The 21,672-nt window shown below is 39.6% G+C and carries 21 protein-coding genes and 1 pseudogene; 7 read left to right on the plus strand and 15 right to left on the minus strand.

Going from position 1 to position 21,672, the window contains the following annotated elements; genetic code table 11:
• The first annotated feature begins 156 nt into the window (after positions 1–156).
• Positions 157–762 carry a DedA family protein gene (locus MHI06_RS22175; RefSeq protein WP_100529177.1) on the plus strand — a complete coding sequence of 202 codons (606 nt, stop codon included), beginning with the start codon at positions 157–159 and terminating at the stop codon, positions 760–762.
• 197 nt (positions 763–959) lie between these two features.
• Here MHI06_RS22175 and MHI06_RS22180 read toward each other — a convergent pair whose 3' ends face one another.
• The 3 genes from MHI06_RS22180 to MHI06_RS22190 all read right to left on the minus strand — a co-directional run bounded on the left by MHI06_RS22180 (position 960) and on the right by MHI06_RS22190 (position 4,021).
• Positions 960–2,159, minus strand: coding sequence for an MFS transporter (locus tag MHI06_RS22180; protein WP_340402168.1), 1,200 nt, complete (start codon positions 2,157–2,159; stop codon positions 960–962).
• Between the two features lie 356 nt (positions 2,160–2,515).
• The gene (locus MHI06_RS22185) at positions 2,516–3,553 is read right to left on the minus strand and encodes an ROK family protein (RefSeq protein WP_340399131.1); all 1,038 of its coding nucleotides are present in this window, start codon (positions 3,551–3,553) and stop codon (positions 2,516–2,518) included.
• A 198-nt stretch (positions 3,554–3,751) separates the two neighbouring features.
• On the minus strand, positions 3,752–4,021 hold the full coding sequence (locus MHI06_RS22190) for a hypothetical protein (protein WP_340399132.1): 270 nt from the start codon (positions 4,019–4,021) through the stop codon (positions 3,752–3,754).
• Between the two features lie 109 nt (positions 4,022–4,130).
• Here MHI06_RS22190 and MHI06_RS22195 point away from each other — a divergent pair, with 109 nt between their 5' ends.
• Positions 4,131–4,346 carry a helix-turn-helix transcriptional regulator gene (locus tag MHI06_RS22195; protein WP_340399133.1) on the plus strand — a complete coding sequence of 72 codons (216 nt, stop codon included), beginning with the start codon at positions 4,131–4,133 and terminating at the stop codon, positions 4,344–4,346.
• Between the two features lie 47 nt (positions 4,347–4,393).
• Here the strand turns inward: MHI06_RS22195 and MHI06_RS22200 are convergent, their stop codons facing one another.
• The 3 genes from MHI06_RS22200 to MHI06_RS22210 all read right to left on the minus strand — a co-directional run bounded on the left by MHI06_RS22200 (position 4,394) and on the right by MHI06_RS22210 (position 9,372).
• Positions 4,394–5,674: a DNA cytosine methyltransferase gene (locus tag MHI06_RS22200; RefSeq protein ID WP_340399134.1), complete on the minus strand. Its 1,281-nt coding sequence runs from the start codon at positions 5,672–5,674 to the stop codon at positions 4,394–4,396.
• Positions 5,675–5,761: 87 nt separating this feature from the next.
• On the minus strand, positions 5,762–7,285 hold the full coding sequence (locus tag MHI06_RS22205; RefSeq protein WP_340399135.1) for a hypothetical protein: 1,524 nt from the start codon (positions 7,283–7,285) through the stop codon (positions 5,762–5,764).
• A gap of 2 nt (positions 7,286–7,287) precedes the next feature.
• Entirely contained in the window at positions 7,288–9,372 is a 2,085-nt protein-coding gene (locus tag MHI06_RS22210) for an ATP-binding protein (RefSeq protein ID WP_340399136.1), read from the minus strand.
• Between the two features lie 494 nt (positions 9,373–9,866).
• On the opposite strand from MHI06_RS22210, the pseudogene MHI06_RS22215 reads away from it, so the two are divergent.
• Positions 9,867–10,806: pseudogene (locus tag MHI06_RS22215) on the plus strand (IS3 family transposase); the annotation flags it as partial.
• A gap of 230 nt (positions 10,807–11,036) precedes the next feature.
• Here MHI06_RS22215 and MHI06_RS22220 read toward each other — a convergent pair.
• Entirely contained in the window at positions 11,037–11,837 is an 801-nt protein-coding gene (locus MHI06_RS22220; protein ID WP_340399137.1) for a helix-turn-helix transcriptional regulator, read from the minus strand.
• 439 nt (positions 11,838–12,276) lie between these two features.
• Between MHI06_RS22220 and MHI06_RS22225 the strand changes: the two genes are divergently transcribed.
• Positions 12,277–12,888, plus strand: a complete 612-nt coding sequence (locus MHI06_RS22225) for a TetR/AcrR family transcriptional regulator (protein ID WP_090809647.1) — start codon at positions 12,277–12,279, stop codon at positions 12,886–12,888.
• A 198-nt stretch (positions 12,889–13,086) separates the two neighbouring features.
• Positions 13,087–14,409: an amidohydrolase family protein gene (locus MHI06_RS22230; RefSeq protein ID WP_340399138.1), complete on the plus strand. Its 1,323-nt coding sequence runs from the start codon at positions 13,087–13,089 to the stop codon at positions 14,407–14,409.
• 26 nt (positions 14,410–14,435) lie between these two features.
• On the opposite strand, the gene MHI06_RS22235 is transcribed toward MHI06_RS22230, so the two are convergent.
• Positions 14,436–14,693 carry a type II toxin-antitoxin system HicB family antitoxin gene (locus tag MHI06_RS22235; protein WP_340399139.1) on the minus strand — a complete coding sequence of 86 codons (258 nt, stop codon included), beginning with the start codon at positions 14,691–14,693 and terminating at the stop codon, positions 14,436–14,438.
• A 22-nt stretch (positions 14,694–14,715) separates the two neighbouring features.
• Positions 14,716–15,309, minus strand: coding sequence for a YdeI family protein (locus tag MHI06_RS22240; RefSeq protein WP_340399141.1), 594 nt, complete (start codon positions 15,307–15,309; stop codon positions 14,716–14,718).
• A 261-nt stretch (positions 15,310–15,570) separates the two neighbouring features.
• Here MHI06_RS22240 and MHI06_RS22245 point away from each other — a divergent pair, with 261 nt between their 5' ends.
• Both MHI06_RS22245 and yidD read left to right on the plus strand, forming a co-directional pair.
• Entirely contained in the window at positions 15,571–15,792 is a 222-nt protein-coding gene (locus tag MHI06_RS22245; RefSeq protein WP_100529170.1) for a hypothetical protein, read from the plus strand.
• A gap of 55 nt (positions 15,793–15,847) precedes the next feature.
• On the plus strand, positions 15,848–16,315 hold the full coding sequence (yidD, locus tag MHI06_RS22250) for a membrane protein insertion efficiency factor YidD (protein WP_340399142.1): 468 nt from the start codon (positions 15,848–15,850) through the stop codon (positions 16,313–16,315).
• Between the two features lie 42 nt (positions 16,316–16,357).
• Here yidD and MHI06_RS22255 read toward each other — a convergent pair whose 3' ends face one another.
• From MHI06_RS22255 to pstB, 6 genes are all read right to left on the minus strand, one after another.
• Complete coding sequence (locus MHI06_RS22255; RefSeq protein WP_340399143.1) at positions 16,358–16,834, minus strand: EVE domain-containing protein; 477 nt, start codon at positions 16,832–16,834, stop codon at positions 16,358–16,360.
• A gap of 26 nt (positions 16,835–16,860) precedes the next feature.
• Positions 16,861–17,397 carry a DinB family protein gene (locus MHI06_RS22260; protein WP_340399144.1) on the minus strand — a complete coding sequence of 179 codons (537 nt, stop codon included), beginning with the start codon at positions 17,395–17,397 and terminating at the stop codon, positions 16,861–16,863.
• Between the two features lie 66 nt (positions 17,398–17,463).
• Positions 17,464–18,411, minus strand: coding sequence for a YafY family protein (locus MHI06_RS22265; RefSeq protein ID WP_340399145.1), 948 nt, complete (start codon positions 18,409–18,411; stop codon positions 17,464–17,466).
• Between the two features lie 186 nt (positions 18,412–18,597).
• Positions 18,598–19,928, minus strand: a protein-coding gene (locus MHI06_RS22270) for an IS3 family transposase (protein WP_340402059.1) whose coding sequence is annotated in 2 segments (ribosomal slippage) — positions 18,598–19,547 and positions 19,547–19,928 — 1,332 coding nt in all. Because the reading frame shifts where the segments join, the coding sequence is not laid out codon by codon here.
• A gap of 287 nt (positions 19,929–20,215) precedes the next feature.
• On the minus strand, positions 20,216–20,644 hold the full coding sequence (locus MHI06_RS22275) for a hypothetical protein (RefSeq protein WP_169481931.1): 429 nt from the start codon (positions 20,642–20,644) through the stop codon (positions 20,216–20,218).
• 212 nt (positions 20,645–20,856) lie between these two features.
• Complete coding sequence (pstB, locus tag MHI06_RS22280) at positions 20,857–21,612, minus strand: phosphate ABC transporter ATP-binding protein PstB (RefSeq protein WP_169481930.1); 756 nt, start codon at positions 21,610–21,612, stop codon at positions 20,857–20,859.
• Positions 21,613–21,672: the final 60 nt, after the last annotated feature.

The following is a 21,672-nucleotide window of genomic DNA, read 5'->3' on the forward strand; positions in this document are numbered from 1 at the left end:
AATCCATGTCAACCTTATGTACGGGTAAACATATTGCTGAAGTACGTACTGAAAAGGCCTTTCATGTGAACTTTGACAAGCTCTATTCGCTATTGTTACTCTTTGTATAGGAGTGTTTCTTTTATATAAAAAAAGATAGATTCATGGAGGGAAAGCATGACAGAATGGATCACGCAATTTATACTCTTCTTTAAAGATTTGTCATACGCAGGTCTCGTTATTGCCTTGTCGTTTGAATTCGTACCCGCTGAACTTGTACTGCCCATGGCAGGATATTGGGTGTATCTTGGGGATATGAAGCTTTGGCTGGCTATACTCGCTGGTACCGTAGGCGGAACGTTTGGCCCTCTGACGTTATATGCCCTGGGACGATACGGCGGCAGACCGATGGTCGAAAAATTCGGCAAGTATTTCTTGATTCGCCCCCACCATCTGGACGCTTCCGATAAGTTCTTCGAGAAATATGGCAGCGGGGTAGCATTCTATGGACGTTTTGTACCCGGCATTCGGACAGTGATCTCCATCCCTTGCGGTATGGCGAAGATGAATGTGTTTAAATTCAGTATCTTTACATTCTTGGCCATGCTTCCGATCACCTCATTGTACATTTACTTAGGCTTCAAATTAGGCTCTCAATGGGAGCATGTGGACGAGATTGTTAAACCTTATATCGTTCCCGCAGCGGTGGTTTTCTTAGGTGCTTTTGGATTTTACGTGCTTTTGAAACGTTGGAAAAGAAGAACGGCTTTGAACAAGTCATAGGCTTGCCTGAGGAAATGCGGGCTGTATAGTAGAGTGTCTGGTATGTGTTGAAAAAAATCCTTACTCTACATGGCCTGTGGTTATGATTTGTTAAGATACTAGTGATATATGATATACCGTACTAATCTACTCGTATATTCATATGCAAAGCCCCACCGATCATGGCGATCAGTGGGGCTTTATCAGTTTAATTGATACTAAATCAATTCCTGCCTTCTTTTCAAATACACATACAACACTACGCCAGATGCCGCACAGATCACAGCACATAAACCGATGAATCCATATCCCGCCTGAAGTCCGCGCAGCAGCCCTAACTGAGTCGTTGGACCGTACATATTCTTCACGCCTTCAATGACCCAGCCAATCACATAGTTACCGATGACACTACCAACACCCATTAGAGTAACCGTGAACGTAATCGCAGTGTCACTGCCGTTCGGATATCTGCGTGCGATAAACGCCATCACCGTAGGATAGATCATCGCAATACCTGCCCCTGATACAGCAAAGAAGAACGCGAGTTCCTCCCCGCCCCCAATCGCCAGGAATGTACATACCGCCGAGAATGCGGAGAACAGAATAAGCGATAACACGAATCCGATTCGGTCCGTCAATGGACCAAGCAGCAGACGTCCCAGCGAGAAGCTGAGGAAGAACGCAGACAGCAGCCCAGATGCTTTGACCGTGTCCCACGTATAGGCTTTCTCCAGAAAGTTAACGAGCCAACCTCCAACTGCCAGTTCCGATACCACGCCAAAAGAAAGAATGAGCACCATCAGCCAGATGGCTGGATCACGTGTTAACATCTTCAGTGAAGTCCGATCTTCATGAGGAAGATCATCCCCCGGAAATTTGCTGCGCAGCGCCGCTATGATCGGCAGCAGACAGAGTGACAACATCACCAGATACATCCCGCGCCAGTCCAGTTCGTGTCCAAACACGCGCAAAGACATAACACCTGTCGCCAATAAAGGCGCCACTGTAGAACTTAACCCATAGAAGAAATGAGAAAGGTTCATCATCGTACCTGTGTTTTTCACAAAGATCCGCGCACCCAGAATCGCCAAAGCAATCTCCAGCATGCCGTTACCGATGTACATGAAGAAGTACGATGAAGCAAAGAGTGGATAGGTATGAGACACATAAATGAACACACCCGAAAGGATCATCGATGCAAACGATATGATGCTAACCGCCTTGATACCCCATTTGCGGACTAGAATAGCGGTGAAGGAGCAGGCGATCAGATACCCGAGTGCATTCAGGGACAATAACGTCCCGAGCTGTTTCTCATCCAGATTGAAGTCGAATTGAATGCGCGGAATGGCTGGCCCCTTAATATTTTCCGATATGCCAAATACGATAAATCCCAGAAAGATCGTTGCCAGTTGCATGGCGTACAGCTTGTTGAACTTTCGTTTGTTGCCTTGTGTACCTGCTTGCTGATTCAAAATAAGTTCCTCCATTGTGTCTAGAAAAATGAATTTAATTCATGACTATAAGTTCAACCTGAGATGATATACAGAGACACTACGCTGACAGAATAACCTTCCGATCGCTGTTATCCCCAGATTTTTTTTATCCCTTTTCTTAAGGGGAAAATCCGGTGATAAAGGCGAACGCTTCGCTTCTTCAAGTTCTTTCTGTCCTCTCCGTTACGGTATATAAGTAATTAGTTGAATCAATATAGAAAGAATTGAAATGGATTATTGCTCAAATAAACAAATCTCTCTTTAAGTTCACTGTTCTTTTACCACTGCTTCTCAACTACCTGGATCCGGTAGGTCAGGCTCTCCAGTGTCACGGCTACAAGTCCAGTAACATACTCGCGCCGAGTATCTCGACGGATTATCAGCTCAGGCATATGCTCCTGCGGAATGTGATGATTCAGACAGCCTTGTACCAGGCCATCCCGCATAGCCGAGTCCATCGTATCACCTGTAACCACAATCGTGGCCGGGTTAATGATCGCGATGATGGATACAAGCGTTTGTACGACGAGTTCCTGCAAACCCTCTGTCGTTTTCAACATTCGCAACTGCTCTTCCCGCGACACCCCAAAAGGTAAGAAGGACACCTCGCCCCCAAATTGCGTATTCCCGGTCAGCGGACGACCATCAATGATAAATCCTGCACCCGGAAAATGGTTCTCTGGGAAAGTCACCACCGCAAAGTTCTTCTCTTCCTCAAACTGTTGCTGGTTATACAATCCGTAGACCGTCAGGTTCATGTCGTTACCAATGACCACTTCCACTTCTTCATATTGTTCCTTGAGCCTTGGCCCTAGTGGCTGATACATCAGCTCCGGTACGTCGCAAATGCCAATCACACCGTTGTGTGCCACCCCAGGTATGCCGATACCAATCGCCTGCACATTGTGGTGTTGCTCAATCAGGTTCGCAATTAGATCCTCTACCACCGTTACATTAATCTCATCCAAAAAGAGTGTCTGTTCCTCCGCCATCTCTCCGTTCAGATTGGCATATGTATGTGTGATCGAGTGAACGCCGCCCTCTGTTCGAATAATCAGGCACAGTACGCTGGCGTAGTCCGCATTGAATTGATACCGACTGGCAGGTCTTCCCCCACTCGACTCATCTGGACCCAGATCGATAATCTCACCTGTTTGGAGTAATTCGTTAAGGATAGTGCCGCATGTCGCTACGCTGAGTTTGGTCAGGTTCGCAATGGAAGCTTTTGTGCCTACGCCCATGGATCGGAGCGTGTTCTTCACCAATTCAACGTTAATGCGCTTCACCTGTTGGGTGTTGTGTGATGTGGGTAACATGGTTAGTTGTATGCCTCCTTTCGTTCATTTCGAACCATTCAATGAATGTTTTTAAAAGTATTTTAATAATTGAAGTTTAGGGGGATTTGTAGGGAAAGTCAATGCTTAATTGGAAGCGAAAAACGTTTGGATGGAACGACAACAAGACAGTGCAAGATCATCTTATATGACCCTGCACTGTCCTTAGTTAAGGTAACTTTATGTAGACTGGCTCATTTGATTTGCCAAGATGCTCTTCTCCAGCCGTACTTCAAATAACTTTCGGTTTAGATCCTGTTCCATGGCATGTAGATGATATGCAGCTTGTTTCACCGTGTCCATATGCAGCACCCCTGCCCGCTTGGCGATGATTTCCATGGCGTCAAGGATGAGTTTATTGCATGTGACGAGTTGATCAACGTAATCGTCTTCTTGTTGGACGAGTTGTGCGTACTGCGAAGCGAGGTCTTCGCTGTTGGTACTTGTCATGTCACCACCCCTAAAATTGGTACGCATAAGAGTACCAGATATACAAAAAGTATATGGTACGCTCATGCGTAACGTCAAGACCATATGGAAATTTTAGGAGTGATTTAACATGGCAAAGAAAGTCGTCGTCAATATTCATAAGCTCACGGAAAAACATAATATCTCGCTACGCGAACTGGCAAGATTGTCTGATATCCGACACGCTGCGTTGAGTGAGTTGCAGTCTGGGAAGCGAGAGAATATTAACTTTGCTCACATTGAACGGATCGCAGAAGCTTTGGATATTGATGATATAAAGGAAATTATTGAAATTAAAGATATTTAGTTGAAAAATACTGTGACTATTTTTAATGTAATCTCAAAAAACTCTGTTTATTTCACCTTATCGGCAGTATTATATTCCAATCTAATTTTAAACCAATCTGCTAGTCTCTCAGCCATCAAAGGAGGAACTGCATTGCCGATTTGCACAAAATTAGAAGTCCTCGGCCCTTCAAAAAAATAATCATCTGGAAATGATTGGATTCTAGCTACTTCTCTAACAGTAAGAGAACGATTTTGCGTTATATCTGGGTGAATATAATGATGACCATCTTTTGATATATGAGCGACTACGGTATGAGAGTACTGTTCATCCCCAGCAACCACCTTAAATCTATCAAGAAATGAAGTAAGATTCTTGTGTGTAATCAAATGCTCTGGTAGATCAGGGTATTTTAAACGACTCTTTTCTTTGTTCCACTTCTCTACTACAATATTATAAATATCTAAATCTCTTTGTACATTTGATCTAGCCTCATGATGTGTAAGAATATCTCTTGGACCTCTAATTTTCATTTCTTCCAACAAGTTATTAGGAGGAGATTTATAACAACTGTCTACAGTTGATTGTCCAGAAAAAAGTCTAGGAAGATCATTTATTAAGTCATTGACAATATGATTTTGAATTTGATTCTCGATTATTGGAAATTGATATTCAATATCCTTTCTCCAACCAACAATAATAATTCTCTTTCTATCTTGAAGTACTCCAAAGTATTTCGCATTTAATTTCCGCGCTTCAATATTATAACCCACTCTTTTCATATAGGATTGTAAGTTCTTAAACAACGTTCCTTTAAACGCAGTCAAAATACCTGGGACATTTTCAAAGACAAACGCTTTAGGTTGATATCTTGTTAAGAATCTTACATATAACTTATACAAGTAATTCCTAGGATCATCTTCCATGCTTTTCTCGTCTCTTGCTCTACCAACTAGTGAATAAGCTTGACAAGGAGGCCCACCAATAATTAGGTCTACACTATTCTGTTTCATATGAGCTAGTCTGTTATCAATCTTTTGAAATATTAATGGTAAAGTAGCTTCAGAAATTTCAAGATTCATTACAGGCTCCAACTCATCCTCAGGAACTAGAGATAAAAGTTTGCGCCTTTTTTCTTCCCTCTCACCACTAGTACTATAATAACTTTCTTGGTATTCTCTGTATAATTTCAAATTATTAGTTTTCTTCATATAATAGTATACTGACCTAGTCTCTAATGTTTTACACGCATAAGCATCTCGCTCAATATGTGCAATTGGTTCAAAACCTGTTCTTAAAAAACCTTCAGAAAGTCCTCCAGCACCTGAAAATATATCTAAAAAATTCATTACAACGCCCCTTAGCTAACTCAATCTAAATATAAAAATCATACTAGGTTAGCAATGTATTGTAAACTATAAGACGAATGAATAAATTCAATCCAACCTTATAATACCTACCCTAGAGATAAAGGTTGATAAGTAGTGTTTGATATCACTTAGAAATAATTCTCTAAATTCCAATAGAGGTTGAAGCGTAAACTCTCTATTTTGATCATTACTTATATGATGAAAACTAAAAACGATAATACAAAGTTCATCATTTATTAATAACTCTGGTGTCGAATACAACGATTCCGGTAAACTTTTGGTACGTTTATTAAACTGATCTACTGGTACTTTGATCCCAAATAAAATGCGCTTCCTTTTCAATTTATTTTGGGCGTAGTCGCACGAGGATGAGATATCCAATTTCACCAATCTAATTTGATCATCATTTATATCAACTTTATCAAAAGTATGTAATACTATTTCTTCCTTAATCTCTTTATCATCCACTAAAAATAACTTACCTGGTTTCTTATTGTCATTTAGCAGTATTTTTTGGCAAAGTAGTTTAGAGTTAGAGAATCCTTGTGTACGCAAATATTTATTATGCATCTCCTCTATAATCTCTTTATCTTCATGTATCACAACGTTCTTATCAATGATTTTTGAGTATGAAATAAAATCACGACCATTTTTTTTCAATACAAATTTACCTATCTTAGAAATTGAATATTCATTTTGATTGATTAGACAGGTAATACTAGAGCTAGTCATATGTTGGAATTCTTCATCATCAAAATGTATTAAGTGCATTTGATTCCATAACTCATCTGGAAGCATTTGATTTAAAGAAGCAAACGCATTTGATATGTATTCAGCATTAGTAGTACTGGTCCCCAATATTTTTCCTGCATTAGCAATTGCCAATCGCTGAATTATATTCTGTACATTTTTATTCCAATTATCTCCTTTGTCCGATAACATCGCTACACTATTGAGCAACATATTAGCGGCTTTCGAAACTGTATTTTCCCATACTAACAAAGAAGATAAAGCATTCATTTCTTTTAGTTTTCCGTTCAGTTCAGTTAACAAATTATCGATAGGTACTTCTTCATGTTCACTAAAAGAAGGAACCATATTGAATATATCCATTATTTTTTCTTCAATAGTAGTATCATTTATACTTGATATAGTTGCTGCTAATTGATCACGAGCCTCATTATGACTATCTCTAATTAAACTTATAAAATCTTTTTTTTCTAAACTTGTTATTAAATACGGTTGTGGCACTTGCGGATATTCTTTTAGTTCCTCTTTAAATGATGCTAGATATTCATTATTATGTTTACTCCACATACACAATATATATGGGCCATTTTCTAAGCTTATTGCACGTTTAAGTAAACTAAATAATGAACGGTTTATTATATGAGAATCAGTTACAGTGGAGAATCTCATGTCCAAAATAACAAGTCGCACACCATTCAGGGGTTCCTCTGGTTTATTTTTCAATTGTCCATCCCAAAATAAAGAATAAATTCCTTTAGTAGACAAAGCCTTCATTATAGGGAGTGCTTCTTCTATTTGATCGTCAATGATAATGACTTTATTAATAGCATTTAATTCCAATTTTATTCTTCCTCCTTGAATGCTAATGCAATAATTGCACCATGCTTATACTCTAATGGTAATTCTAAATCATAATAATCTGGAAATATAATTTGACCACTATGTTGCTTCATAATTTCGCTAGCTAAGTGAAGTCCTAAACCCATTCCACCTGTTTTGTCAGTAATAAAAGGTTTGGTAATCATTTCTGTTGGTATGGTAAACCCTTTACCATTATCCGCTATAATAATACTTAGATAACCTGATATTTCTCTTGTTATATCAAAATAGATCTTTTTATTAGGGACTTCAACATAACTCAGCCACCAAATTGCGTTATCAATGATATTTATTATATTACTTGTAATTAAATTTTCATTACCTTTTACGATAAAATCATCAGTTTTATTAAGATAATTCTCAACAACTTGAATTTCATGTGCTGCCAATCTGAAATCCACCAAAAATAATGCTTGACTAATTACATCTTTAAAATTGAATTTTTTCAAACGACCAGATTTAACAACTGAAGCATATCCATCTGTAAGACTCCCAAGTCTTTCCACTAATTTCCTGACATGCTGAGAAGTTTGATTTTCATCAATTACGCGCTCTAGTTCAGAAATAACTTTATCTATTTCATGTAAAACAACGCTCATGCTTAAGCCTATGCTTGAACTTTTTTGGTAAACACCTGTAATATGTTGATAATCACGTTCAATGTTATCAAGGCATCCGAATATTTCATTTTTTAATGAATTGTCTGACACTTTCATTTCGATCTTTTCCCTTAACGAAGCAACCTCTGCAATTAATGGTTCAGATTTAGAGGTGGCACCATAATATTTTCTTATAAGATACTTATCTAATGCGCGGTCATGTTCAAATTTTTCAACAGCGAAAAGTACAGCATCTCTAAATTTTTCATATGCCAAATCCTCTATAAATCCTTCACGGTTAGTCTTCTCTTGTAAACCTAAACTTTGGCTACGCTCAATCTTTACACTTCCAAGTACTAGATTGGTACTAATTTTATCAGCTGGACTATTAACTCTTTTGGCGTTTAATCCCAACCAATCACTCTCTTCTGAAGAGTAAATTCTAATTTTATCTCGATATACAAAAATACCACCGTTTGTTTTCAAATATTTCTTTAACCCTGAAGTGTCAGAAACTTCTCCAAATTTAAGTAAACTGGAGTCCAAATCAAACCCCAATAATTCAATCTCAATTGAACCAATATCATATTCAGATAAATCAATAGGAACAAACATTTTTTTAGTTTTTTTTCTATCATCTTTTAAGTTATCTAATTTTTTCATTTCAATCTCATCAATATGATTGTTTCTATAATCCAATTTATCTAAGTTGTTCCAAGGTTTGAACTCATATTCATAGTTAAGAATTTTGTTTTTATCCAACGTCATCTTTACCTTAAATAATGCATAATCCTTAATATCATCATAACTTATTAAACCCTTTAACCATTCAGGATTGCTCACTTTCAAGTTCACTTTAAACGCATCTAATGCTTCAAATGGGGAGTTTAGTGAGGTTATTGCACGTTGTAAATCTCTCACTTTTCCTCTCGTCCACGGAGTTTTTAAATTTTCTATAATTATACGAGTGCCTTTGGGACTACCATTAGTAAACAACTGAGTTGGGGGACGCTCAATGATATCAATAGACACATCTGATAAGTATTTATTAGAATCGAATATCGACCAATCAATACTTAAAAAAACCTCTTGTTCATTTTCGGAACGAGTTATCAATGTAACCTTATGTCCTAATTTATGAACCCCAAAACGTCCAATTCCCTTTTCACCCATAGGCAATCTGTTAAGTGAACTTTTTATGTTTTCTTGTATCATTTTCTTTAATTTTTTCTCTTTATTATCTGTACCGGGTTCCATCCAGTAGTTTTTAACAATGTCGAGCGTCATTCCATCTCCATCATCTTCGATAATTATCGTAGCAGATTGTAGATCGTCTGTATCTCTCATTATTACTTCAACATTTCTTGCATCAGCATCATAAGCGTTTTTAATAAGTTCTAAGACTGCAATTGTCTCATCTTTAATTAACTGTTCACCTAATTGAGACATTAATCTTGCTCTAGGCCTAAATACAGCTTGATTAGTCAGGTTAATGCACCCCTCTCATTTTTATTAAGTATCAAAGATCTCAAATTTAAATATATTAATCGCCGATGTTCATCCAATCCTCTTTCCTCTCATAAACCGTTTTGTTATATCTTATGGCGCTAGGTATATTCTACCATACAAAATAAATTCGCTGCATTTTTTCTAAGTGAAAATAGATATTTATGTTTGCCTGATTTACGAGCAAATAGTATCACTAAAAAAATAGTAAATTGGATACTGAGAAGGGCCACAATTTATCTAGAAAGCATGTATCAATTATTAGAAATATATTTCTAGGGTTTTATTAAAAAGAACAGCTACTTGGTATTATCCTCTTTTAATAGACAAGAAAAAAAAAGACATCTGTTAAGATGGACTTAATCTTGCCTACTGGAGGGGATTTTTTTATGGCTAAAAAAGGACAAGCTTTCTGACGGTACTCCTCAGAATTAAAATTGGAGGCGGCCGGCTGGTCAACGAAGAGCATATGAGCATACGTGAAGTCGCGAAACGTTTGGGTATTCAAAATAAATCTCAGGTAAAGTATGGGCTGCGAAAATGAAACACGGAGTGAGTTTTGAACCTGCCACATCTAAACGAGGACGTTCTAAAACGAAGTTTTCCAGTATGGAAGAAGAAATGGCTTACTTGCGAGCGGAGATTGAATATTTAAAAAAGCATTATCCAAATCTACACAAGGAGTGACGAGTAAAGCTGCCAGATTTCAGATTGTAGAGGACTTGCGAGTACGTCATGATTGGCTTGGCTCGAAGTTTGCTGCGGTTTCCCGTTCGGGCTATTATAAGTGGAGAAAAAGTAGACAGGCGAAAAGTGAACGTAGACAAAAAGAACATGAATTGGAATCGCATCTGCTTGCCATTCATCGAGTTTATCCCTACTTTGGTTATCTTCAAATGACAGTGGCTTTACATAGAGAAGAGTTAGGAGTTAATCACACAAAGGTGTATCGAGTAATGAAACAATTAAGGTTTTGTTCTGTTATTCGAAGAAAGCGTCGATTCTTTGGGAAACAAGCTTCTGTAGTGAATCCAAATCGACTGGAACGCCAGTTTCAAGCAAGTTCACCACGAACTAAACTGGTTACAGACATCACCTATATCCGCGCTGGAGAACAGTTTGTGTACCTATCTGTCATTCAGGATTTATATAATAATGAAATTTTGGATGGCCATCTTTCCGAACGAAATGATCTTGCTTTAGTTCATGAAACGCTGGATAGATTCTGTCAGCACACGGATCTGAGTGGCGTACTCCTGCACTCCAGTCAAGGATTTCAATAAACCTCTAAACCAGTCAACCGTAAACTGAAACAACTCAGTATGCTAGGAAGTCACTCCAGGCGGGAATTGCCTAGACAATGCCTGTATCAAATCTTTCTTCTCTCAATTAAAGACCGAAAAAATATACTTGAATGAGGCAGCAAACAAAGAGGAGGTTGAGCAGAAAGTGAGCGAATATATTCTATTCGATACCCACAACCGATACCAAAAAAGACTAAACGACCGTTCCCCGGTGGAATACCGGGAAAAGACCGCGGCTTAAAATCGTCTTTTTTTACTGTCTACTTGACAGGGTTATGACCAACTAGAGCTGTTTTTTTAATATTAGTTCGATTTTACATCTTTAACATTATAATTAAGGTAAAACCGCCACGTTTCACTATCCATATATATCCAAGTTTTCATTCTGCCATTTAGTTCATCACCACAATCAGAAAACTTTATATCCTTAATTTTCTGAAAAGTTATAGGCCACTCTTCCCCGTTCCTTTCCAAATTTAATGAGAAATATTTGTATGCATTTGAAATATCGTAATCAACTAAGCGGTATATATCTCTACCAGTTTCCTTTCCTACACGTCCATTTGTGATACCTATTTGAATGCTTCCTTTTTTTGTCGCATCCAGAAGTCGATCTAGAAAATTATAGTAATCTTCAAGAGCCTCCTCCTGTTCCAATTTTCTCAATTCCCTCTGGTGCTCTTCTTCTAATTTATGATAGTGATTAGATACCAGCCGATTCAATATAAACCTAACTCTACTAGAATCATATCCCGCTTCCTCAAAAAGTTTCTCATACAAAGGTAGTTTTATTTTCACAGAACGATCTCGCTCATTCCAATTCTTTTTAAAATCGTTAATAACTTCGGCAAGTGGTCCTGACTTTATTGCTTCATCATTCTCTATATCAAATTCGGAATCTCTTCCATATAGGTAATCCAATGAGACACGATAAAATGTCGCTAGCTTACTAAGCATTTCAGCAGATGGTTCCCTATTTCCTGCTTCCCAATTGGAGTAAGTGCTATAATTAATATTAAGTTTTTCTACTACCTCTGCTTTTTCAATTTTTTTATTTTCTCTAATTTCCTTAAGACGCATTCCAATAATAGATTTTTGATCCATTTAAGAACCCCCATTCATTCATAATGAATAAAAATTAAACAAATTATATTTTTTTCCCCAAAATGAATTATAAATGATTCATATTGAGTTTTCAATCATAAAACCCAAAAAAGCATTTTTCTCTTTATTTCTGCTAAACAACTGAAGTTATTGCATTTATTTCAGGTCAAAAAACCTTGCTATATATTGTTGAATCATCTAACTCATAAGAAACAGTAGAACTAGCTTAATACATATTTTCTCTATCTAGCTTCTTCAGTTCATCCTTTTAGTACCACAAAAAGAATATGTGAATAAAGATAATTCACTATCTTTTCAAAAAAATTCCAACATCATAATGAGCTCAGTGATATTCCCCTATCCCCTTTACATTGACAAACTCAAAAAAAACTCTAACCTAATAACGAATCATCCATTCACTAATAAGGAGTCGTTCACGATGGTGCAAGCCAAGAAAGACGAAGTCAGAAAAGAGATTGAATATGCGGCGCTCAAGGTCTTTTTTGAAAAAGGCTATGTGGATGCCAAGATGAGCGATATCGCGGATGAGATCAATATTTCTGTGGGCAATATCTATACTTATTTTAAGAACAAGAAAGAACTATTCTACGCCGTCGTGCCGCCGGATCTGGTGGATTATCTGAAAAATGTGCTAGTGGAGACGATTCACTTTGATAACCAGACCTTGTTCGAGGAAACGGATAGCGAGCGAAAGTCGGCGCTGTTGCAGGAACAGGTAGACGTATTACGGAAATATCGGAATCAGATTGTAATTATCTTCGAAAAGAATAAAGGCACCATCTACACCAACGCCAAGAATGAACTTGTTGAGCTGATGATCGAAACCAAGAAGGCCTATCTGAAGAACCAATATAAACGGTATGAGATTGGTACCGAGGAGAACTTGATTTTGCTGAACATCCTCGCACACAATGTGATCGACATGAATCTGGATCTATTGAAGCGAGATATGAGTGAGGACAGCCGGAAGCAAATATTCGAAGCGTTGTATGTATACAGACTGTACGGTATGAAGAGTCTCAACGAATAACGCTCCATCTCATCACTTATGCCGGGCAGACAAAGCGTGCAGATCAGATCAACTTCACTTGGTTTGCACGCGAAAAAAACTTCATCATAGATCTGCCTATTTTTTTAACCTAAAAATGAATTTTATATTCATTATTGAAACAGTTATCTTCTTTACCTTAACTACTCGCTTCACCTATATCCAAAGGAGGAACACAACATGAACACCGATTACGCATTGAAAAACGTCAATCTGATCCACAGCGACTCAAGCCGCAATCTGCAAAAAAACCTGACGCTTCTCGTCAATGAACAAGGACTTATTCAGAATATTGGACGAGATCATGATCTGAATATTCCAAGTCACTACACAACCATCGACCTCTCAGGAAAATACATTATGCCTGGACTGATCAATGCCCACGTACACCTCTTTGCAGATGGAAAACCGTTCAGTCTCTCGGTCAGTGAAGGCATGTTGCAGTTTGCCTATGATCGGATATTGAACACCAAGTTTGGCAGAAACGTTTTGAAAAAACGTATGAAACGCAATGCGCTGACCGCACTCCATGCGGGTGTGACAACGATGCGCAGTGTGGGGGAATTCTTTTACACGGACGTCCAGCTGCGGGATGAGATTAATAACGGCGACTTTGTCGGCCCTAATCTGCTTGTCTCCGGGTTTTTCCTAAGTGTCACGGGCGGACATGGTGCTCCATTCCTCGCTCTGGTTGGTGACTCTCCGTGGGAAGGCAGAAAGAATGTGCGTATCAATGTGAAACACGGTGTCGATCTGATCAAAATCTGTGTTACGGGTGGCGTGACGGATGCGAAAATGGTGGGCGAAGCTGGCCGTTTACAGATGACGGTGGACGAAGTTGCGGCGATCTGCGATGAAGCGCATAAGATTGGCCTGCGGGTGGCAGCTCATGTGGAGAGCACGGAAGGCGTACGAGTGGCGTTACAAGGTGGCGTTGATACCATTGAGCACGGTTCGGAGATGGACGACGACATCATTCATTTGTACAAAAATAATCCCAATGCCCTGAATGGCTACACCGCACTCATCCCCACCCTGCAAGCTGCCTATCCATCCGCTTCACTGAATACCAGCGTAACGAAGGTAAGTGCAACGGTAAAAGAGAATTCCAGACTCGTCTACGATTCCATGCTCAAAGGCGTCAAGCAAGCGATCGAAAACGACATCACCATCGGTATAGGTACTGATGCCGCTATGCCTTACGTAACTCACTATGATATGTGGAGAGAGATGGACCACTACATGAGACAGGCCAACCTGAACAACAAACAGGTCATCGACATGGTGACCCGAACCAATGCGAAGATCCTCGGTGTTGACGATGTTACAGGAACGGTGGATATCGGAAAACATGCCGATCTGATTATCATGGAGCAAAATCCACTGGAACATATCGAGGCCTTGTCAGACATCTCTATGGTCATGGTCAAGGGAAATCTAATTCAAACACCATCTGTCACAAGAATCAAAGAAGTTGACGATGTTCTAAACTCAGTTTGGTGAATTCAGATATGTAAACATAGAATTCATCAATAATACGTAATACTTGCTTCAATTAAATACGCTTTATCTTTAGGGTTCAATAATTGAGGCATTATTCTTTGAGAAGGCGGAATATCTTCAACAGGTTCTCCATCCAAAAATAATTCTAGTGCTTCTTTCGTCATCAATAATGCTTCTTCAACTGAATCCCCACAGGTGATACATCCAGGCAGATCAGGAAATGTAACATTAATTCCATCCTCAGCAAAATTAAAAATTGCGTAGTATTGGTAAGTTCGAATCATATGGGACACTCTCCTGTTAAGACTAATCATTCAATCCTTTGCCCTCCAGGATCGGCTGCATGTACTTCTCGATTCGTGACACTTTTGTTTTGGATTGCTTTGGTTGTGAAAAATAATAGAGATATGCCCGCTGCCGTCCGGGTGAGAGTGCTTCAAATGCATCTCGGAAAGCAGGATTCTCATCGAACTGCTGTTGAAGTTCCTCGGGAACGCTATATTCGGCAGTCTTTTTCATCTCCACTTGCAATCCGGCTTGTTCCACTTCAATCGCTTGCTGGATATAGGCTTTGATCATAGCCTCCTGCTCCACAATCTGCTCCAGACTGGTGAAGCGAAGCTGGCGTTCTGCCTGTACATTCTCCGTTTGCTGGATTAAGAGGCCGTGTGTATCCTTAAGCAGAGCACCTTTGAAAAATAGAATGGCTACGTACTCTTTGAATCCATGGATTAAAACGATGTTTTTCCCATCCAGCATGTAACAAGGATGCATCCACTTCATATCCTCTGTCAGTTCAAAATCCCGAATAATCTCTCTCAGCTTCGTGGACTCTTCCTTCCACGTTTTGAGTTTCTTCAAATAACCGTCAACTTTGCGATTCCCACTTGTATCCGTCATGGAGAACTACCTCTCTTTATCTCATGGTTTTATAGGTTCAATTGTACTGGTTTTCAGTGGATTGTACAGCGTTGCTTACAGAGCTTTTATTGACTTTTCCAAGTGAATTTAAACCTTAATAACAACAAAGACCATCCTGTTAGATGGCCTATAATTTAGTCCCATCTCATCTAATAAGTTTCAATCGACAGTTCACCATACCCATAGTAAAATAATGGAATGTCTATTGCTATAATTCCAACATACGAAAGGAAGATTTAAATGAGAGAGTACACAGTCGTTCCAGGTCCGAAAAATGTTCAAGTAAACCGAGGTGATACTCAGGCTGCTGTTAATTTATTTGCTGATATCATCAATCACAAAGCACAATCTGGATGGATCTATCAATCCATGGAGTCGCTAGCCGTCACCGAGAAGCCCGGTTGTCTCCAGCAACCTGTTACAACGCATCATTATATGCTGATTTTCTACAGAGAGATTTAATAATAGTACAACAATCATGAGAAACTCAGAATCTGAGGAACTGATATATAATAACATGCCATCCGAAGAAGAACTTATTAGACTCTTACATACACATCATGAAGAAAACGACCCTCGAAGCAGTTTCTATATAAGAACTCATGTTATTCCAGAAATCGATTGGTTGAAGTCTTTGCTTAACGTTACACTTGCATTATTCGCAGGGCTAATCATCTCTATGATCTGTTTTTATCTCTTGAATCCATTCATTCCAGTATATGCTTTGCTGAGCGCCCAGATTGTTTTCATAGCAAGTATGTTTTTCATCGTTCTACGACGTGTTAGAGCAATCCTGATATGGAGTATTAGAATTTATCAACGTTTTGCCCCCATTGAAGTGAGGAACAAATGTCGTTTTGAACCAAGCTGTTCTGTGTATATGATTCAAGCTATTGAGAAATACGGGGCGATTAAAGGTATTTCCTTGGGCATCCAGCGTCTTCGCAAATGTAATATCAACGGTGGAGGATATGATTATCCATAAATCCAAAAGGTCCATAGTCTGTCTATGGGCCTTTTGGTTTGGTTAACATTTCTGGCTTAAGCTAATATCCAGTAGTGACTGTGTCTCATCTTCCAACATCGCGGAAGCGATCATCATAAAGTCTTCAGCCCCAATTTCAAAGTGGCCTTTACGAAATGGAAACCCCCAATTACGATTCCCGCGTGTAAAAGTGAGCTGGTCTAACAACGTAGCGATCTTTACTTCTCGACACGGAAGATAACGGAGATCTCGGCGAAAGGGTACAAAGGATTCCGACATCTGATATTGGTATATCCTGTCGTCGTTAATTTGACCAATAGCGGTAAAAGCCTGAAGTGGCTTCCCTGTTGATATGTCTGTACGTGGGGAATAGTATATCAGCCAGTCACCCGCGGACATCTGTCGCAACAGTGCTGACTTGCCATGGCACAACTGCGCAAACCCTCCCTCTACGGCTACATTTACATGAGAAGCAGATACAACACCAATCCAATATCTGCTGTCCTGATTTGGTTTCATGGATACATCTCATTCCCTTCTCTCGTTTACATTTCCAGATTCGATATCAATCGATCCAATTGTAAAAAATGATGTCTGTAGTGCATCTCTATCAACAAAAACCACTCCTGAGCGTTTAGAGCGCCAAGCCTTGGATGACGTATTTTGTTGTTTACCGATGCTTGGTATAAAAGGGGTTCTGTACTTCTCATCCGTTCCACGACCATGTAAAGCCCGTCGATCAAGGACTCCATGCTCTCAGGTGGTTGCGGGGTGTACTGCGGGGAAGCGGGTACTTTAACGGGAACGGGAGGGAATTGTCCTAATTCAAACACTTGCCTACCCAGTTCAGTTTTTTCCTCACCCGAGTTTAACGTCGAATCCTCGCTGCTCAAACACTGCTCAATATTATGCAGATGCAAGAAAAGCGCTGATTGAATCAAATGTACATACATCTGTCCAATGGACCATTCCTCTTCACTTTGTTTTTTAAGTAAGCTACCCATATCCAATTTGTTCAGTTCTGCCAAATATCGTTCTACTGCCGTTTCCAATGATTTCAATACTTCCGTTGTACTTCTCATCCTTCAATCAACTCCATTTATCTGTGATATATCAAAGTATAAAAAAACACTACTGACAGGTGTATGTCAGTAGTGTTTTAAGATGTTTTTGGCTACTTCCTTCATTCGGAAGCGTAAAGACTCCGGCTCCAAGACCTCGATATCTCCACCCCAGCCAAGTAAATAATGCAAGATTTCCTCCGGATAGCGCACACGAAAATGAAAAATCACAAATTCCTCTTGCTCCTCAAATGCATCCATATAAAAATGAAGGGCCTCCATAATTTTGTCAGCAATTTCAGGTTTAGCCCTGATTAATACTTGTTCGTTACGGTCGTCAGGAGGTCGATAACTGTTTAGATCAAAATCCGGTGGCATAAGGTACTGATCCTCCAGCACGGAAAGTTCAGTCATGCGTGACAAACGAAAATGACGAATGTCTTGTCGCATATCACAACGTGCAATTAACACCCAATTCTCCTGAACCAGTGAGAGTCCATAGGGTGAAACTTCACGCATGTTATACCGATTGCCATCCGTTCCTGGCATTTTTTTCAGGTACATAAAGCTGATTTTACGTTGATCCAAAATGGCGTTACGAATCTGGTTAAGGTATGTTTTCACCCGCGCTCGGGTTAAAGGTTCAACCGTATGAAGCAGTCGCATCGTTTCCCGAACACGTATGGATTCGTTACGAACAGAATCAGGTAAAATCGCTTCAATTTTGCGTTGAGCCGACTTAGCCTCCATCGCGTATTCTGTATCCAATCTCTGTTCGATAAAATCAGCTCCCATGAGCAGGGATACGGCTTCTTCTGCGGTGAAGCTTACCGGGGGCAGAAAATATCCTTCCATGAGGGAATACCCATGACCCGGAGCTCCCATGATTGGAACGCCAGCTTCGCTTAATGCCTGAATATCTCGATATATCGTACGTACACTTGTCTCCAATTGAGCAGCTAAATCTTCTGCTCGTAGCATCTTTCTTCGCTGCAATTCAAGCGTAATCGCAAGCTGCCGCTCCGTTTTGTTCATTTTCTAATCCCCCACTGTTTCATCACTCAAACCTAACTCATTCTATCACAGTAACTTGCCCTTTCGTTTCGTGAATAGAGCAAGGGAACGTCTTACATATCACCCAAGATGAGATAGTCTTAATTCCAAAAAAACTGATACCCCAAAATAAAGTGTACCCTTTGTAAAGGACATTTTGAAAAAAAACTAGGCAACTTGTTGAAGCTGCTGTCTGTATTTTACAGGCGGCAGCTTTTTCAAATTCCATTGCCCTCGATAATGATTATAGTACGTCATATAACTCTTAATTTCTCGTTTTACTTCTTCTAATGTTTCGCATTCTTTGATATTCGTTTCATCCTTAAAATGCCCAAAGAATGATTCTTGGGGAGCGTTATCCCAACAGTTTCCTCGTCGTGACATGGATTGAGTTAACCCCATTTTTTTCACTACGGATTGGAATTGTGGGTTCGTATAATGAAAGCCTTGATCGGAATGGATTAACGCATCTTTTGTGATATGTCGGTGTTTCTTCAATTGATGAAGCGTGTTCAGCGCAATGTCTATGCGTAACGAAGAAGACACTTCATACGCTAAAATCTCATTCGTCTGTGCGTCTTTCATGGTTGATAAATAAGCTCGCTGGTTGCCTTTGTACGTTAAATAGGTGATGTCGGTTAATAACACCTTTCCCGCCTCGCCTGGCTTAAAATTGCGCTGTAATTCGTTTGGACATGTGCGATGTTCTTTCGTTGCTTTTGCCATTCTACGGGCTGGATTAGCCTTTCGAATGGGACAGATGATTTCAAATTTCTTCATGATCCGACGAATCCGCTTCAAGTTGTACGTCATCTTGTACTGATTTTCTAATGTCATTTTAATTTGGCGTGCTCCTTTTTTACGTCCACGGAATCGATAGGCCTTTAAAATCATTTCCTTTACCATCTCATCTGCTTCGGCTTCAGCTATACGCTTTTGCGCTGATTTTTCAGTGAAGTAATTGTAATAACCCGAACGTGATACTTCCATAATATCGCATAGATAGCTGACCAACCGCTTCAATTTATACGTTCTGATCGTCCGATAAATGAGTTCAAACTTCAGCTCTACAGCCACTTTTATTTCTTTTTCAACATCTGCCTTTCGAGTAGATCGAGCTTTTTTAGCAGTTCATTTTCCGCTCGTAACAATTGATTTTTTGCTTCTAATCGTTCAATCTTTTGTTCTAATGTTAATTCACGTTCCGAAGGGCGACCTGAATTCGTTTTACGTGTATCCTGTAAGCCTTCTACACCCGCTTCACGATACGAAGCACGCCAACGTTTTCCAGAAGAACGGACACGCTCTAAACCAATACATTCAACATCTAAGCCCGCTTCTTCAAAAATGTCTCGTGGCAGTTTACCCTGTTCATTTTGTGCAATGAAATGGCGCTTAAATTCATCGGTATACGTAATCGCCTTTTCACTAACAGCGATCACATTTGGATTCCGTTTTAGTTGTTCTTGTTCTTTCTTCGTCAGTAATCTTTTCGTCATAACATTTCCGCTCCAACATCGTTTTTTTTCATTATAAACAAAGTACCCTATAAGATGGGCTTTTTTCAAAGTGTCCATCTTATAGGGTACATTTTAAAAGGATATCAGTTTTTTATTTGCATAATAGTAGATTGCAGGTTGGGGCCTGTTAATCAAATAAACGTATGTACAATAAACACATACATAGATTACTGAAATTTATAATTTATAAAATATTATCCTGACTTCAATTCTATATCAATATTATTTCCAGAATATGGATGAGACATAACTTAGTTAATTTTTTCTTAACTACGACTAATGAGCCCTCGTACACATACATCCTTAAGAACATACCACAAAAACGTAACAAGAAGTTCATTTTCTTCTGACGCATACTCATGGTAATGATCGAAACTCACAATCCACTTAGCTCCAGCAGTCCGGAGATTAAACTCATTATCAAGTGATAACATACTAATTAAAGAACCAACTGAAAATAAAGGAAATATATCCTTTATTGCTACTCTTCTTCCTCCATTATAAATTATAGTCCAACTATCATATTGTTCTTCGATTGCCTCTACGACATACGTTTCATCATTATAAGGGGTAATGATGAAAAAATTATCTCCTACTCTGATTGAATATTCAACAGCATTTAGTACACTCCGAACCTCATCACTCTCATATTCAAACACTTCTTCTATTGTTAGTATATCGGAATCATATTGCATGTGTTAATCACTCCTTTGATGTAGTACTACTTCATTCGACATCTGGTGTAATTTACCTTCTTAATATCATAACAACTAAGCTTTAATACATTACATGATAAAGTCTCTTTCGCTACAAGCGCTCGTAGCTTCCCTGGAAACTGTAACATCATAAAAGCCTTTCAGATCATCTCTGAAAGGCTCGCATGGTTCCAGGATCAACTCACTTTTTCTTAACCAAATCTACCACTAATATAATCCTGCGTACGCACATCAACAGGCTCGGCGAACATGCTCTGGGTAGCGGAATATTCCACGACTTCGCCGTTCAGGAAAAACACCGTCTGCTGAGATACGCGAGCGGCTTGCTGCATGTTATGCGTGACCATCACAATGGTATAACGTTCCTTCAATTCGTGCGTCAGCTCCTCAATCTTGAAGGTGGAGACGGGATCAAGCGAGGCAGTCGCCTCATCCATCAACAGAATATCCGGCTCCACTGCCAGCGCACGTGCGATACAGAGGCGTTGTTGCTGACCTCCAGACAGGCTTAACGCGGAGCGCTTCAGATTGTCTTTTACCTCATCCCACAAGACTGCAGAACGCAGACTCTGCTCCACAATCTCATCCAACTTCTTCTTACCATGGATACCGTGCTGTTTGGGGCCGAAGGCTACATTGTCATAGATGGATTTTGGAAAAGGATTCGGTTGCTGAAAGACCATGCCGATCTTCTTGCGAAGGGTTTCCACATGAACTTCACCACTGTAAATGTCGGTTCCCCCTACGGCCACTTTACCTTCAATCCGTGTGCCGGGAATCCGGTCATTCATCCGGTTCAGCGTACGCAGCAGGGTCGATTTACCACAACCCGATGGTCCGATAAACGCAGTGATTGCCCGCTCCGGAATTTCAATGGAAACATCCTTCAGCGCTTGAAACGGACCATAATACAAATTCAATTTGTTGATCTCAATAATAGGTTGCACAAGGTGCCCTCCCGGGTTGAAATGGAATGATTTGCGGATTCAGCTTAAACAGTTAGCGTT

The sequence above is a fragment of the Paenibacillus sp. FSL H8-0079 genome, assembly GCF_037991315.1.
GTDB lineage: Bacteria > Bacillota > Bacilli > Paenibacillales > Paenibacillaceae > Paenibacillus.

Excerpts from the sequence above, each read along its gene's own strand:
- MHI06_RS22175 (WP_100529177.1), top strand. The coding sequence starts at position 157 with ATGACAGAATGGATCACGCAATTTATACTCTTCTTTAAAGATTTGTCA.
- MHI06_RS22180 (WP_340402168.1), bottom strand. The coding sequence starts at position 2,159 with ATGCAACTGGCAACGATCTTTCTGGGATTTATCGTATTTGGCATATCG.
- MHI06_RS22185 (WP_340399131.1), bottom strand. The coding sequence starts at position 3,553 with ATGTTACCCACATCACACAACACCCAACAGGTGAAGCGCATTAACGTT.
- MHI06_RS22190 (WP_340399132.1), bottom strand. The coding sequence starts at position 4,021 with ATGACAAGTACCAACAGCGAAGACCTCGCTTCGCAGTACGCACAACTC.
- MHI06_RS22195 (WP_340399133.1), top strand. The coding sequence starts at position 4,131 with ATGGCAAAGAAAGTCGTCGTCAATATTCATAAGCTCACGGAAAAACAT.
- MHI06_RS22200 (WP_340399134.1), bottom strand. The coding sequence starts at position 5,674 with ATGAATTTTTTAGATATATTTTCAGGTGCTGGAGGACTTTCTGAAGGT.
- MHI06_RS22210 (WP_340399136.1), bottom strand. The coding sequence starts at position 9,372 with ATGTCTCAATTAGGTGAACAGTTAATTAAAGATGAGACAATTGCAGTC.
- MHI06_RS22220 (WP_340399137.1), bottom strand. The coding sequence starts at position 11,837 with ATGGATCAAAAATCTATTATTGGAATGCGTCTTAAGGAAATTAGAGAA.
- MHI06_RS22225 (WP_090809647.1), top strand. The coding sequence starts at position 12,277 with ATGGTGCAAGCCAAGAAAGACGAAGTCAGAAAAGAGATTGAATATGCG.
- MHI06_RS22230 (WP_340399138.1), top strand. The coding sequence starts at position 13,087 with ATGAACACCGATTACGCATTGAAAAACGTCAATCTGATCCACAGCGAC.
- MHI06_RS22235 (WP_340399139.1), bottom strand. The coding sequence starts at position 14,693 with ATGATTCGAACTTACCAATACTACGCAATTTTTAATTTTGCTGAGGAT.
- MHI06_RS22240 (WP_340399141.1), bottom strand. The coding sequence starts at position 15,309 with ATGACGGATACAAGTGGGAATCGCAAAGTTGACGGTTATTTGAAGAAA.
- MHI06_RS22245 (WP_100529170.1), top strand. The coding sequence starts at position 15,571 with ATGAGAGAGTACACAGTCGTTCCAGGTCCGAAAAATGTTCAAGTAAAC.
- yidD (WP_340399142.1), top strand. The coding sequence starts at position 15,848 with ATGCCATCCGAAGAAGAACTTATTAGACTCTTACATACACATCATGAA.
- MHI06_RS22255 (WP_340399143.1), bottom strand. The coding sequence starts at position 16,834 with ATGAAACCAAATCAGGACAGCAGATATTGGATTGGTGTTGTATCTGCT.
- MHI06_RS22260 (WP_340399144.1), bottom strand. The coding sequence starts at position 17,397 with ATGAGAAGTACAACGGAAGTATTGAAATCATTGGAAACGGCAGTAGAA.
- MHI06_RS22265 (WP_340399145.1), bottom strand. The coding sequence starts at position 18,411 with ATGAACAAAACGGAGCGGCAGCTTGCGATTACGCTTGAATTGCAGCGA.
- MHI06_RS22275 (WP_169481931.1), bottom strand. The coding sequence starts at position 20,644 with ATGCAATATGATTCCGATATACTAACAATAGAAGAAGTGTTTGAATAT.